This is a genomic window from Brevundimonas sp. (genome assembly GCF_024711105.1).
Taxonomy (GTDB): domain Bacteria; phylum Pseudomonadota; class Alphaproteobacteria; order Caulobacterales; family Caulobacteraceae; genus Brevundimonas.
In genome coordinates this window covers 1-13,505 of record NZ_JANJTL010000077.1, presented here as the reverse complement: position 1 = coordinate 13,505, position 13,505 = coordinate 1, and the positions used below count along the sequence as shown (strand labels likewise).

Below are 13,505 nucleotides of genomic sequence, written 5' to 3'. Positions count from 1 at the left end.
TTCCTCCAGCAGCATGGCCTCGAGCTGGTCGGCGCAGTCGTCTGGCAGGACATCGGGCCAGGCCACAGTCATGCGCTCGATGGCCTTGTGCACCGCGTTGCCGCGCGCGAGCGCCTCGGCCGAGGCACCGGGCCGCTCCATCTCCTCCAGGCCGAGGATCAGGCGCGCATAGATGGCGTAGGGGTCGCGAACCCAGCGCTCGACGCGGGTGACGTAGAGGGCGCGCGGGCGGCGCGCGACTGGCGGACGGGGCTCGGGCCGTCTGGCGAAGTCGGGGCGGCCGGCGGGCGGCGCGTCGAGCGCGCGGGTCCAGTCGGCGATGCGCGGCGCCCCGGGCAGCTCGACCGAGGCGCCGGCGAGCAGCATCTGAAGCCGCCACAGCCAGCGCGAGCGCACCGCCGGCTGGCCGCCGCGCCGCTCGGTGTGGACCAGGATGGCCTCGTCGGCGCAGGCGGCCTGGACGAAGTCCTGGGCCGTCTGGCCCTGGCGCCGCTCGGGCGGCGGCAGGCCGAGTTCCTTGCGCATCGGCCGCGACAGGAAGGGATCGAGCGGCGCGCCGGCGGGCCAGACCCCCTCCTCCAGCCCGGCCAGGATCATCCGATCGGCCCGCACCAGCCGCGCCTCGATGGCCCCGAGGATACGCAGGCGCGGGTGCGTCGCCCCGCCGGACCTCACCGTCTGCTCGGTCAGCAGGGTCGCGACCAGAGTCTGGAAAGTCTGGCGGTCGACCTCTCCGAGAGCTGAGCCGCCGTCGATCAGCTCGCCGAGCAGAGCGGCGGCGGCCTCGCCGTCGTGGCCGGCCCAGACGGCCTGGCCGGCTAGCGCCTCGACCAGCTCGACGAGGGCGCGGGCGGCGACGTCCAGCGGAGCCTTGGGCGTGAAGGCCGCGACCGCCGCGCCATTCAGGGCCTCCAGCCGGTCGGCCAATCCTTGCGCCGAGGCCAGGCGTTCCAGCTTCCAGCCCGGCTTGGGACCGCCGCGCTCGCTCGGCTCCGCGGCCTTGAGCAGTCTCTTGCGGATGGCGGTCCAGTCCCGAGGGCGAGGGCCCCGCAGCGCGTGCTCCTCCAGCGCCTCGCGCGCGTCGCGCAGGCGGGCCCCGTCCAGGTCGATGCGGACCAGCGGATGCTTCAGCAGGCCGAGCATCGCCTGCGGGCTGCGCCCGTCGGCCATGAAGCGCGCGCCCAGGTCGATCAGCCGGCCCGCGGTCGCGCGGCTGAGCGGCGCGCCGCCGGAGATGTCGGGGACCACGCCCCAGCGTTCCAGCCGCGCGGCCACCCGGCGGCCGAGATCCAAATCGGGCGTGACGAGCGCGCAGGTCCGGTCCGGCGTGTCCAGCGCCTCGCGCATCAGGAGCGCGATGGCGGACGCCGCCTCCTCCTCGTTGCGCAGGCTGACGAGCGACAAGCCCTGAAGCCCCTCGGCGATCGGATCGGCGACGTCGCCAGTCCCGGCCGCCTCGATGCGGAAACGCTGGATCTCGGCGCGCCAGTCATCGGTCGCCTCTGCGGGGCGCAGCGCCTCGTTCAACAGCCGCTGACGGGCGCGGCCGCGCGCGGCGGCCCGGGCCTCGCCCACCGGTTCGAACCAGCCGCCCACCTGATCGCGCTTGACCTCGACGGTCTCCAGCAGCCGCTTCAGCGCGTGCTGCGGATGCTGCCAGTCGACCTGGGCCCAGACCTCGTCCTTCAGCTCCAGGTCGAGGCCGGGGACGACGACACAGCCCTGCGGCGCCTCGGCGATGGCCTTGAGCACGGCGGCGGCGGCCGGCGCCGTACCGGTCGATCCGGCGGCCAGCACCGGCCCTACCGGCGGCACCTCGGTCCAGCGCTCGGCCAGCAGGCGCAGCAGCCGCACCCGCCGTTCGGCGCCGTCCATGAAGCCGAGACGCTTCAGCCGCTCGGGCCAGGCCTGGACGGCGAGGCCGAGGAACCGCGCGGCCTCCTGCCAGTGCTCGGCCAGGTCCCCGTCGACCAGGCCGGCGACGCGGGCCGGGTCCTCGACCTCCTCCAGCTGGCAGGAATCCAGGAAACCCCCGAGCGCATCCGCCATCTCCAGGGCGCGCAGCGGCGAGAAGCCGGGATCGAACTCCTCGACGATCATCCGCGCCATTTCGAACCGGCGGCGCAGCGGTGGGATGGCGGGCGGCAGGTCGAGGCCCAGTTCACCGGGAGAGAACGGCGGCTCGTCCTCCTCCAGGTCGCCGAGCGGGCGGACCTGCGGCAGGAGCACCGGCCGGTCGCCGCTGATGCGGCCCAGCGCCTGGGCGAAGTCGCGCGCGGCGCGCCGGTTGGGCACCAGGATCACCGCGTCCGACAGGGTCTCGGGCGGGGCGTCGCCCAGCCAGTCGAGCACGCCCGCAGCCAGGTCCTCCAGGAAGGGCCGGTGCGCGGCGATGGTGCGCCAGCGCGGCGCGGGACCCGCGAAGGGATCGAACCGGCCGCTCACCGGGCCAGCCGGGCCTCGGCCTCGTCGCGCGCGGCGGGGTCGCCGACGTGCATCCAGTCGCCCTCCATCAGCGCGCCGTGCAGCCGGCCTTCGGCGGCCCAGCCGCCCCACAGGCCGCCGCCCCCGGGAAACAGGCCGAAGGCCGTCTCCGGATGGGCGTAGATCGGACGCGGATCGACGATGTGGACCCCCATGTAGTTCAGCGGCGCCGTGGCCGCTCCCGCCGCGCGCCGGCCGATGAGCCGCCCGTCGCTTTCGAGATAGAAGTCTCCAGGTCCGTCAAAGCCGGACGTGCGCTCCATCCGCGCCAGCAGGAGCCGCGCCGCCATCCGCGCCGGGTCGAAGCCTTCACACAGCGCCCTGACCGCTCTGGCGGGCGGCTCGGCGTCCTCCACCCAGACGCTGTCGATGTTGGCCACCAGGATCGGCGCCTCGCCGAGCAGCCCTTGCGCGAACTTGATGCCGCCCCCGGTTTCGAGCGGCAGATCGTGGCCGCGCTCGTCGGAGACGACCACGCCGGGCCGCCCCTCCAGATGCGCGATCAGCCGGTCGGCGTGCGCATGGGCGTTGACCACGAAGCGGCTGACGCCCGCCTCGGCCAGCCGGTCCAGCATGTGGTCGATCAGGGCCCGCCCGCCGACCTCGACCAGGGCCTTGGGCCGGTCGTCGGTCAGCGGCCGCATGCGCGTGCCCAGCCCGGCCGCCAGGACCATGGCGGTCGTCGGCACGGTCATGACCGGTTCTCCGCGACCCGCGCCTCGGGCGGAACGTGGCGATCGAACCAGGCGCGAAGCCCTTCCATGTCGCCGTGGCCGAGATTGCGCTCAAGGTGGGCCCAGGTGCGCGGCATGAAGGCGGTGTAGCGGTTTCGGCGGAAGGCCACCTCCTGCCGTGCGAAGACCCGGCCGAGGATGCGTGCGGCGTTCAGGGCCGCCAGGGCGCGATAGTCGTGGAGGAATTGCTCGCGGTCGGTCTCGGGGCGCGCGGCCAGATAGCGTTTGAGCATGGCCGCTTCCAGCTCGGGCGGCACGTCGCGCCGCGCGTCCTGCAGCAGGTGCAGCAGGTCCCAGGCCGGATGGCCCGCGACCGCGTCCTGGAAGTCGAGCATGCCGACCCGCGCCAGCCCCTGGCGCTCGGGCAGCCACAACAGGTTCTCGGCGTGATAGTCGCGGTGGACGAAGACCGATCGGCCTGACTCGGCCCGCCGGATGACCGGCGCCCAGAGCGCGCGCCACTCATCCCTGGCTTCCGGCCCCGGTCGCTCCAGCCCGGCGAAGTCGAACCACCAGTCCAGGAAGGGATCGAGCCCGGCCCGGTAGGCCTGGTCGTCGTAACGGCACAGGGGCCAGTTCTCTCCGTCGGCCGAAACAATCGAAGGCGGGTCCGCCTCGTGAAGGCCCACCAGGGCGTCGACGGCGGCGGCATAGAGCGTCTCCAGGTCCCGGTCGTGACGCGCGAAGAGGTCGTCCCCGAGGTCCTCGAGCACCGCCAATCCACGCCCGGCGTCGTGGGCGACGATGCGGGGAGCCGAAAGTCCCTGCGCCCGAAGCCAACCGGCAAGCGCCACGAAGGCCGACACCGAGCCTCCGGAGAGCCGGGCCTCCGCATTGTAGCCGAGCTTGAAACGCTCCAGCTCGGTGGCTTGCGGCGGCGCGACCGCGCTCTCCGCCGCCGGGGGCTGGTCCATCAGGATCAGGCTTGTTCCGTCGGCGCGCGTGAGCCGCTCATAGCGGCGCGTCGAGGCGTCGCCCGCCAGCGGCGTGCGCACCACATCGCCCAGTCCGGCGGATTGCAGAAAGGCGATGCGCTCGGCTTCGCGGTCAGAACTCAAGCGAACGGCCCTTCCATGCTCCGTGCGGGACGAGCCGGGCGCGACGTCCCGTGTCCAGATGCGTCAGCTCTATAGCCAGCCGGTCCGGCGCGAGGCGAGCCCAGCCCTGCGCGCTGACCCGCTCGGGCCACTCGACAACGGCCACGCCCTCGTCCAACGCCTCCTCCAGCCCGACCTCCAGCGCCTCGCCCTCGTGGGCCAGCCGATAGAGGTCGAAATGCGCCACAGCCGGCTCGGCCTCGTAGAACTGCACCAGGGTGAAGGTCGGCGACGGGACCTCCTCGTCCTCGCCGGCCAAGGCCTGCACGAAGCCGCGGGCCAGCACGGACTTGCCGGCGCCGAGCCCGCCCGACAGCAGCACGGCCTCGCCCGCGCGGGCGACCGCCGCCAGCGCCGCGCCGAGCCGCGCGGTCGCCGCCGGATCCGGCAGGTCCAACTCGATCCCGTCCGAGAGGATCACGCGAACTCCGCGTTCGGCTGATTGGCGAGGACGCGCTCGACATAGGCCTTGAGCGAATAGGTCGCCTTGGCCGCATCGACGTCCAGTCGATGGGGCGGGATCAGCGGCCCGACCGTCAGCTGGAAGCGCCGCCCGCGCTTGTTCAGCAGTTCGTGGAAGAGGGTGATGTCGCGCAGCTCCTCCGAAACGCGGTCGAAGGTGTGGAACAGCTTCGATTCAGGTCCCGACACATGAATGGGAGAGACAGGCGCGGCGTATTTCCTCGCCAGCGACACCGCCGTGATCTGCCACGGCGGATCAGTCAGCTGGCCGTCTTCGGCCCGGCGCGCCAGCCGCCCGGCGGGGAACATGACGACGCAGCGCTCGGCCTCGAATGCCTCCCTGGCCGCCTGCAAGGTGGCCCGGGTCTTCTCCCGGGTCCGCTTGGATTCGACCCATTCGACCGGGATGATCGTCTCTCCGAGGCGCGGCGCGACCCTGAGCGCGTCGGCATTGGCGAAGAAGATGGCGTCGGATCGAACGCGCTTGAGTGCGTCGTAGACGGCGAGGCCGTCGGCGATGCCGGTCGGGTGGTTGCACACCACCACGCAGCGGCCCTCCCTGGGCACCCTGTCGAGAAACAGGGCCGAGGTCTGCAGGTCCAGCAGGGCCGAGATGTAATCGAGCGCGTCCTGGCCCGACAGCGGACGGACCGCGTCGGCCATGCGCCGCGCCTTGGCGTAGTCCAGCGCGCCGTAGAGCACCGGCTTGACCACCGGCCAGGCGAGCGAGCCCGTCAGCTTGGGCGCCCGCTCGGCGATCAGCACGTCGACGATGTGAGGTGAATCCGACCGGTCGCTCATTCGGCGCGGATGATTGACCGGCCACGATCCGGGAGCAAGCGCGACAAGGGGTGCGCGGGCCTAACGGCGATGCTAGCAATCCCGCCGACGTTTCTGGGAGCCCAAAGCATGCTTCGTATCGCCCGGCCGCTGATGGCCATGACGGCCCTCTGTTCCACCCTCGTGGCCTTGCCGGCGCTGGCCCAGGACGGCCGCGCCCTGACGCCGGACGACCTGGTCCGAATGGAGCGGGTGTCCGATCCGCGCGTGTCGCCGGACGGCCGGACCGTAGTCTACGGCCTGCGCCAGACCGACTGGGAGAACAACCGCGGCGTGACCAGCCTTTGGTCCGTGCCGGTTTCGGGCGGTGAGCCGGTTCGCCTGCCGATCTCCGACGAGGGCGCCTCGACGGGACGCTGGGGCCCGGACGGCAAGCTCTATTTCATGCGCGGCGGCCAGGTCTGGGTCAGCGCTGACGGCGGCCGCACGGCCGTGCAGGCGACCAGCCTGCCGCTCGACGTCGGCGCCTATTCGATCTCGCCTGATGGCCGGACCCTGATCGTGGCGCTCGAGGTCTACACCGCCTGCCAGGACGACCTGGAATGCACCGCCGGCGAGGTCGCCGAGCGCGAGGCGAGCCCCGAGACGGGCCAGATCTACGATCGTGTCTTCGTGCGCCATTGGGACACCTGGGAGGACGGGCGCCGCAACCACCTCTATGCGCTCGACCTGGACGCCCAGGGCGTGGCGACCGGCCCGGCGCGGGGCGTGATGCACGGCTTCGACGGGGACACCCCCAGCGTGCCGTTCGGCGACGAGAGCGAGTTCGCCTTCACGCCCGATAGCCAGGCGGTGGTCTTTTCCGCCCGCGAAGCCGGCCAGTCCGAGCCCTGGTCGACCAACTTCGATCTCTATCGCGCGCCGCTCTCGGGCGGATCGGCGATCGAGAACCTGACGGACGCCAACGAGGCCTGGGACACCGGCCCGGTCTTCTCGCCCGACGGCCGGACCATGGCCTATCGCGCCATGAGCCGCCCGGGCTTCGAGGCCGACCGCTGGCGCATCATGTTGATGGACGTGGCCTCGGGCGAAACGCGCGAGATCGCGGGGGACTGGGACCGTTCGGCGGACAGCCTGTTCTGGTCCGCGGATGGCCGGACGCTCTACGCCACGGCCGATGATACGGGGACGACTCGCCTGTTCGCCATCGATGTCCGGCGCGGATCGGTGACGCCGGTCACGACGGGCGGCCACGTGGCCGGCGCCCAGCTGGCCGACGGCGGCTTCGTCTACGCCCGCGACGGCATGGACGGTCCGGCGCAGCTTTATTTCACCCCCTCGCGCACCCGCCAGGCGACGCGCCAGCTGACTAACCACAACGGCGATCTGCTCGCCCAGGTGGACCTCGGCGACTACGAACAGTTCTCCTTCCCCGGCTGGAACGGCGAGACGGTGCATGGCTACATCGTGCGGCCGCACGGCTTCACGCCCGGTGAGGAGTATCCGGTCGCCTTCCTGATCCACGGCGGGCCGCAGGGCTCGTTCGGCGACGCCTGGTCCTACCGCTGGAACCCGCAGACCTATGCCGGCGCCGGCTATGCGGTGGTGATGATCGATTTCCACGGCTCGACCGGATACGGCCAGGCCTTCACCGACTCCATCACCCAGCACTGGGGCGACCGCCCGCTGGAAGACCTCCAGCGTGGCTGGGACCACGTCGTGGCCAACTACGGCTTCCTGGACGAGGACCGGGCCTGCGCGCTGGGCGCCTCCTACGGCGGCTATATGATCAACTGGATCGCCGGGAACTGGTCCGAGCCCTGGAAGTGCCTGGTCAACCACGACGGCATCTTCGACACCCGCGCCATGGGCTACGCCACCGAGGAGCTGTGGTTCACCGAGTGGGAGAACGGCGGCACGGTCTACGACAATCCCGAGGCCTATGAGCGCTTCAATCCGATGCGCTTCGTCGAGAACTGGCGCACGCCGATGCTGGTCGTCCAGGGCGGCCGCGACTATCGCGTGCCCGAGACCCAGTCGCTGATGACCTTCAACGCGCTGCAGCGCCGGGGCGTCCCCAGCCGCCTCCTCTACTTCCCCGAGGAAAACCACTGGGTGCTGCGGCCCCACAACTCGCTGCAGTGGCACCGCACCGTGACCGACTGGCTTGATCGCTGGACGCGGGAGTAGCTGATAACAAAAAGGCCCCGGACCGCTCGGTCCGGGGCCTTTTCAATTCCGGCGGAGCCTTGTCAGGCCTTCTTGTTCATGAAGGCGTAGAGGCCGATGACGACGCCGACGCCCATGGCGACCCAGGCGTACCAGGCCGGCCAGGCGGCGGCGAAATCAGGCGCGCCGAACTGGACGTAGAGGCCGAAGGCCACCAGCACGAGCGCGAGGATCAGAAGCACGTTTTTCATGGACGCCCCCTCCCAAGGGCGATTCACCATAACCCCGTTCGCCGATTTCTCGCAAATATTGTGAAGCTTCAATCCTCCGCCAGTACGATCAGGCGGTCCTCCTCGACCCAGTCGAGGCGTTCGGACTTGTTCGGATTGACCACCACCCCGCCCATGTTGCGGCCGTCATCCTCCCCGTCCGAGCGGCGGCGGCGATAGCCGATGGCCGTCTCGCCGCGCCGCCGCGCGGCCTCCATCAGGGTGTAGAAGCTGACGGGCTGGTCCAGTTCGACGTAGTCGCCGACCGGGCGGATGTAGATTTCCGACCCATCCTCATCGAGCAGGTCGTCGAAGATGGCCGAGAGGTATTCGTTCTCGGACGCCTGGGCGAGCATCAGGCTGACCAGCTTGTTGGACACCACGAAGTCGTCCGCCCGGGTCACCTCGGCCAGCTCGCGGTTACGGATGTCGATCATCTCGGAGACCACGCTGATGTGCTCGCCGGCGCGCTCGGACAGGCGGCGAAGGTGCAGGAGGGTGATCAGGGTGCGCGTGTCGGCCGACTGGGCCGCCATGGTGTCCGAATAGCCCAGCACCATGACGCTGTCGTATGAGATGGGGTCCAGGTCCTCGATGGCGGAAGCGCTGGAGGTGTCGATCACGCGGGCCTCGACCGTAAGGGCGTCGGAGGCCAGCGGCATGGACAGGATTTCCTCGCGGCATCCGGGCGTGTCGCAGGCGACGGTGAGCAGCGAGCCAGGCTGGACATAACGCGACAGCTCCCGCGCGATCATCGGGCCGCGGCGGTTCCAGCCCAGGATCAGCACCCGCTCCGCCTTGCGTTCGACCGCGCGCGGGGCCCGGACGATGGACATGTCGATCGCGTCTTCGGGAGCCTCGGTCAGGCGGATGGCGTCGTCGTCCTCGGCGATGATCACGACCCGCGCGCCTTCGGGGATGACTTCGTCCATCGGCGGGTTCATCCGCACCCGCCCGTCAGGATATCTGAGCCCGATCAAGGCGCTATCCTCGTAGCGCAGGATGGCGTCGCCATAGGTCTGGCCGACGAGGTCATCCTGCTCGGTGGTGTATATTTCGCAGCCGTCGAAATCGAGCAGTTCGGAATAGACCGCCGACAGTCCGACCTGCCGGCTCGACTGGACCACGATCCGCGAGATCAGGTCGTCGGCCAGGACCAGCTGGACCTCGTCGCCGCCGACAATTCGGGCCACCTCGGCGTTGTCCGCGTTGCGAAGCTCGGCGGCGATCCGGTAGCGCGCCTCGCGCCGGCGCGGATCGTTGGTCAGGGCCAGCACCGTCTTGATGACGTTGCTGTCGGGGTCCTCGGCGCCCTCGGGCGAGACCACGATGATCGAGCGGCAGGTCTGGGGATTGGCCAGGCTGAGGTCGAACAGGTCGGTCGGGTCGCCCGACCGGCAGATGACCTGGGTGTTCTTCAGGTCCCCGACCTTGTCGGCGATCTCGTCCTCCATCTCGACCTTGTCCTTGTCGGCCAGGATGACGATGCGCGGCTTCTTGCGGCTGACGTTGGCGATGGTCAGCTCCGAGACGATGTCGAAGATCGAGGGCGACCAGTTCAGGATGATGGTGTGGTCGACTTCCAGAACCCGCGATCGCCCCTTCCTGAGGCTCTCCAGCGCCGAGTCCAGACCGGCGGAGATGATCGAGATCAGGGCCGAGAAGACCAGGATGCCCATCAGGGTCACGAACAGGGTCAGGAGTCGGAAGGTCCAGCCTTCGTCCCCGCCCATGGTGCCGGCGTCCATGGTGCGCATCAGCGACTGCCAGGCGGCCTCGATCCAGCCGAAGCCGCCGTCTGGCCCAATCCGGGTCAGGGCCAGGACCGTGGCCGCGAACAGGATGACCAGGAGCGTCACCAGGCTCAGCCAGCCCACCAGGGCGATCGGGCCCGCAGCCATGGACTTGTCGAACTCGTAGCGCAGACGCTCGCCGAGGCCGACGTCGCCGAGTTGCTGTTCCTTGAGCGTGGTCGGCTTTGCGGCCGCGGACGCCTTCACGCCGCTGCGCGCCGCGTTCGCCCGGGTGAGCGAGCCCATGGATGTCCCCCCTCGCCGGGCCCCCCGCCCGGAAATCCGGACAAGGACGAGCCCGCCGAACATGGATTGCTAATCCGCTCCAAGCCCCTCGAAAAGAGAAATTCGTGAAGGCTCTAGAGCGCCCCGAGCGCCGCTTGGAGCCGTTCCATGTCCGCCGGAGGCTGCGTCTCGAACCGCAAGAGCTCGCCGGTGATCGGGTGGACGAAGCCGAGGACCGCGGCGTGCAGCGCCTGGCGATCCAGCCCCGCCTCGATCATGGCCTCGCGGACGGGAGCGGCAGGCGCCCCCGAGCCATAGACGGGGTCGCCCAGGAGCGGCGCTCCGACCGAGGCCAGGTGCACGCGGATCTGATGGGTGCGGCCGGTGTGGAGGCGACACTCGACCCGCGCGGCCAGCGGCCTCTCGGCGGGGCCGATGGACCGGACGGTCTGATAGTCGGTGACCGCCAGCCGGCCGCCGGTCTTGAGCACGGCCATCTTCTTGCGGTCCGAGGACGAGCGGCCGATCCGGCTTTCGACCCGGCCGGCCGCAGGCCTGGGCGCGCCACGGGTGAGGGCGACGTACATTCGGTCCAGATCGTGGGCGGCGAACAGGGCCGACAGGCCCTGATGCGCGGCGTCCGACTTGGCGGCGACCATCACGCCAGAGGTGTCCTTGTCGAGGCGGTGGACGATCCCCGGCCGGGCCACCCCGCCCACGCCCGACAGGGAGCCGGCGCAATGATGCAGCAGGGCGTTGACCAGGGTGCCGGTCTCGTTGCCCGGGGCCGGATGCACCGTCATGCCCGCCGGCTTGTCGATGACGATCAGGTGCGCGTCCTCGAACAGGACGGCCAGCGGGATCGCCTCGGGCTGCGGATCGGCGGGCAGGGGCGGGGGGACGTCGATCTCGTAGACGCCGGGCGCGGCCCTGGCCGAGCCGTCAGCCAGGACGGCGCCCTCGCGGCTGACGCGGCCCTCGGCCATCAGCGCCTGGAGCCGTGCGCGCGAAAGGTCGGGGCAGGCCTCGGCCAGCGCCTTGTCGAGCCTGAGGCCGGCGGCGTCCGGGCCTAGTTCGACCACGAGCGGTTCGCCCCCGTCCTCCGCCTCGTCCAGCCCCGCATGCGCCATTCCGCCTGCATAGCGGTCATCGGCCTGTCGCGCGACATGGGCTAGAGAGGGCGGGGACGCGTCAACGGAGCAGAGCATGAGGATCGACCGCAGACAGGCGCTGGGGCTGATCGGCGCGGGGGCGGCCACCTCGGCCTGTGCGACGCCGTCAGGACCTAGCGAGATCGATCCGTCGAGCTTTCGCCATGGCGTCGCGGCAGGTGACCCCAGTCAGGACAGCATCGTCCTGTGGACCCGACTTACGTTCGATAGTCCCGGCCCCCCGTATCTGAGACATGCCTGGGTGGAATTCGAGGTGTCCGAGGACGAAGGGTTCGAACGCGTTGTCCAGAGTGGCCTTGGGATGTGCCGCCTTGCTGACGACTGGACGTTCAAGGTGCTCGTCACCGGCCTCCAGGCCGGACGCGACTATTGGTATCGGTTCAACTCGATTTCCCCCGTGGGCCGCTTCCGCACCCTGCCCGCCGAGGAGTCGACCGACGAGGTCGTCCTCGCCGTCGCCTCCTGCTCGCTTCACCCGGGCGGCTATTTCAACGCCTATCGCGCCATCGCCGGGCTGGAGCGCGTCGACGCGGTCGTGCACCTTGGCGACTACATCTACGAATACGGCGCCGGGCCCACCGACTACGGCATGCGCACGGGGCTGGAGCTCGGGCGGATCCCCGAGCCGGCGCACGAGATCGTGACCCTGGCCGACTACCGGGCCCGGCACGCCCAGTACAAGGCCGACCCGGACCTGCAGGCGGCGCACGCGCGGGCCGCCTGGATCATGACTTTCGACGACCATGAGGTCACCAACGACCCCTGGGAGGGCGGGGCCGAGAACCACGACGAGGGCGAGGGAAGCTGGGCGGATCGCAAGGCCGCCGCGCTCAGGGCCTATCTGGAGTGGAACCCGATCCGTGAGCCCGCTGCTGGGACGCCACTGCATGAGGCGGTCAGACGCTCCTTCCAGTTCGGCCGATCGGCGGCCCTGCACATGGTGGAGACGCGTCTGTCGGCCCGCTCGGAACAGCTTGAGTACGAGCATATCACCGCCGCCGACGGCTCGCTGGACCGCTCCCGTCTCGATGATCCCGATCGGCGGCTGATGGGCGAGGCCCAGCTCGACTGGCTGGGAGAGGCCCTGGGCAATGACGCGGCCTGGCAGGTGCTGGGAAACCAGGTGCTGATGGCCCGGATGGTGGTTCCCGACATCACCGCCGCCGTCGGTCCGGCGGCGATCGAGGCGGCCTTGCCGTCGCTGCAGCCCTATCAGCAGCGGCGCCTGACCCAGATGGCTGCGCTGGGCGCGGGCGGCTTTCCCATGAACCTCGACGCCTGGGACGGGTATCCGGCTGAGCGCGACCGCCTGTACGCCCGGGCGCGCAGCGCCAACGCGCGGCTGGTGGTCCTGTCCGGCGACAGCCATTGCGCCTGGGCCAATACGCTGAGCGATGCGCGGGGGCGTCTGGGGGTCGAGTTCGGCGCCACGGCGGTCTCGAGCCCGGTTCCCTCCTACGCCCAGGCCCTGCCGGGCGCGCCGTTGGCCGAAATCATGGCCGCCCAGAACCCAGAGGTTGAATGGTGCGACTTCGGCCCGCGCGGCTTCTTCGTGCTCAGCCTGACGCCGCAGGCCGCCGAGTGCCGCATGATCGGCCTGTCGACCATAGCCTCCCGGGACTTCGAGACCGAGGAGCGCGCGCGCTTCCGGGTGGAGGCTGACGGCGCGGGCCTGGGGACGCTGACTCGGGTGGCGTGAGGCCCAAACGAAAACCGCCCCGGCGCGGGCCGGGGCGGTTCGAAATCCTGGCGTCGCGGACGCTTAGGAGATGTCTTCGTTGATCAGGCCGACCTGGAACCAGCCTTTGGACTGCAGGTCGTTCATGACCACCATAAAGTCGTTGTAGAGCACGTCGGCGTCGGCGCGGATCATGACCCGCTCCTCACGGCTGCCGAGGCGGCTGTAGAGCTCCGAATCCAGGCCCTCGAGGGTGACGGACTCAGGGGCTTCTTCGCCGGTGGTGACGTACAGCGTGCCGTCCAGCGCGATCGAGATGAAGGTCGGCGGCGGCGGCGGCTCGGCGTTCTCCGGCGGCGGGACCGGCGGCGGCAGGTCCAGACGGATCGAGACGGTGGCCAGGGGCGCCGACACCATGAAGATGATCAGCAGCACGAGCATGACGTCGACGAACGGCGTGACGTTGATGTCCGCGTTCTGCTCGATCACGCCGCCCTTGCCGGATGGCCCCGAAAGTTTTGCAGCCATGCGCTGAAGACCTCCTCAACGGTCCCGCGCGCCAGCGCGGTCCCTACGGTCGCGTTTCTTGGCGGCGAGAAGCCGCCTTGTAAAGCGCCAAGGCGGGCTCGGAGGTTCCCGAAC

The 13,505-nt window shown here is 70.4% G+C and carries 11 protein-coding genes; 2 read left to right on the top strand and 9 right to left on the bottom strand.

Annotated elements, in window-relative coordinates:
* The 5 genes from addB to Q0M60_RS05830 form a co-directional block, all read right to left on the bottom strand.
* On the bottom strand, window positions 1–2,445 hold a 2,445-nt coding region (gene addB / locus Q0M60_RS05850), incomplete at its 3' end, for a double-strand break repair protein AddB (protein ID WP_296817159.1).
* Complete coding sequence (locus tag Q0M60_RS05845; protein ID WP_296817156.1) at window positions 2,442–3,179, bottom strand: nucleotidyltransferase family protein; 738 nt, start codon at window positions 3,177–3,179, stop codon at window positions 2,442–2,444. The genes addB and Q0M60_RS05845, both read right to left, overlap by 4 nt.
* The gene (gene amgK / locus Q0M60_RS05840; protein ID WP_296817153.1) at window positions 3,176–4,276 is read right to left on the bottom strand and encodes an N-acetylmuramate/N-acetylglucosamine kinase AmgK; all 1,101 of its coding nucleotides are present in this window, start codon (window positions 4,274–4,276) and stop codon (window positions 3,176–3,178) included. The genes Q0M60_RS05845 and amgK overlap by 4 nt, the downstream gene beginning before the upstream one ends.
* The gene (tsaE, locus tag Q0M60_RS05835) at window positions 4,266–4,736 is read right to left on the bottom strand and encodes a tRNA (adenosine(37)-N6)-threonylcarbamoyltransferase complex ATPase subunit type 1 TsaE (RefSeq protein ID WP_296817150.1); all 471 of its coding nucleotides are present in this window, start codon (window positions 4,734–4,736) and stop codon (window positions 4,266–4,268) included. The genes amgK and tsaE overlap by 11 nt, the downstream gene beginning before the upstream one ends.
* On the bottom strand, window positions 4,733–5,578 hold the full coding sequence (locus Q0M60_RS05830) for a 1-acyl-sn-glycerol-3-phosphate acyltransferase (protein ID WP_296817147.1): 846 nt from the start codon (window positions 5,576–5,578) through the stop codon (window positions 4,733–4,735). Before Q0M60_RS05830 ends, tsaE begins: the two co-directional genes overlap by 4 nt.
* A 108-nt stretch (window positions 5,579–5,686) precedes the next feature.
* Between Q0M60_RS05830 and Q0M60_RS05825 the strand changes: the two genes are divergently transcribed.
* The gene (locus tag Q0M60_RS05825) at window positions 5,687–7,747 is read left to right on the top strand and encodes a S9 family peptidase (RefSeq protein WP_296817144.1); all 2,061 of its coding nucleotides are present in this window, start codon (window positions 5,687–5,689) and stop codon (window positions 7,745–7,747) included.
* A gap of 62 nt (window positions 7,748–7,809) precedes the next feature.
* Here the strand turns inward: Q0M60_RS05825 and Q0M60_RS05820 are convergent, their stop codons facing one another.
* From Q0M60_RS05820 to Q0M60_RS05810, 3 genes are all read right to left on the bottom strand, one after another.
* Window positions 7,810–7,977: a hypothetical protein gene (locus tag Q0M60_RS05820; RefSeq protein WP_296817142.1), complete on the bottom strand. Its 168-nt coding sequence runs from the start codon at window positions 7,975–7,977 to the stop codon at window positions 7,810–7,812.
* A gap of 68 nt (window positions 7,978–8,045) precedes the next feature.
* Window positions 8,046–10,034 (bottom strand): hypothetical protein, encoded by a 1,989-nt coding sequence (locus Q0M60_RS05815; RefSeq protein ID WP_296817140.1) that lies wholly within the window; start codon window positions 10,032–10,034, stop codon window positions 8,046–8,048.
* Window positions 10,035–10,147: 113 nt separating this feature from the next.
* Entirely contained in the window at window positions 10,148–11,143 is a 996-nt protein-coding gene (locus tag Q0M60_RS05810; RefSeq protein WP_296817137.1) for an RluA family pseudouridine synthase, read from the bottom strand.
* 76 nt (window positions 11,144–11,219) lie between these two features.
* On the opposite strand from Q0M60_RS05810, the gene Q0M60_RS05805 reads away from it, so the two are divergent.
* Window positions 11,220–12,884 carry an alkaline phosphatase D family protein gene (locus tag Q0M60_RS05805; RefSeq protein WP_296817134.1) on the top strand — a complete coding sequence of 555 codons (1,665 nt, stop codon included), beginning with the start codon at window positions 11,220–11,222 and terminating at the stop codon, window positions 12,882–12,884.
* Between the two features lie 63 nt (window positions 12,885–12,947).
* Here Q0M60_RS05805 and Q0M60_RS05800 read toward each other — a convergent pair whose 3' ends face one another.
* Window positions 12,948–13,391, bottom strand: coding sequence for a biopolymer transporter ExbD (locus tag Q0M60_RS05800; RefSeq protein ID WP_296817131.1), 444 nt, complete (start codon window positions 13,389–13,391; stop codon window positions 12,948–12,950).
* Window positions 13,392–13,505: the final 114 nt, after the last annotated feature.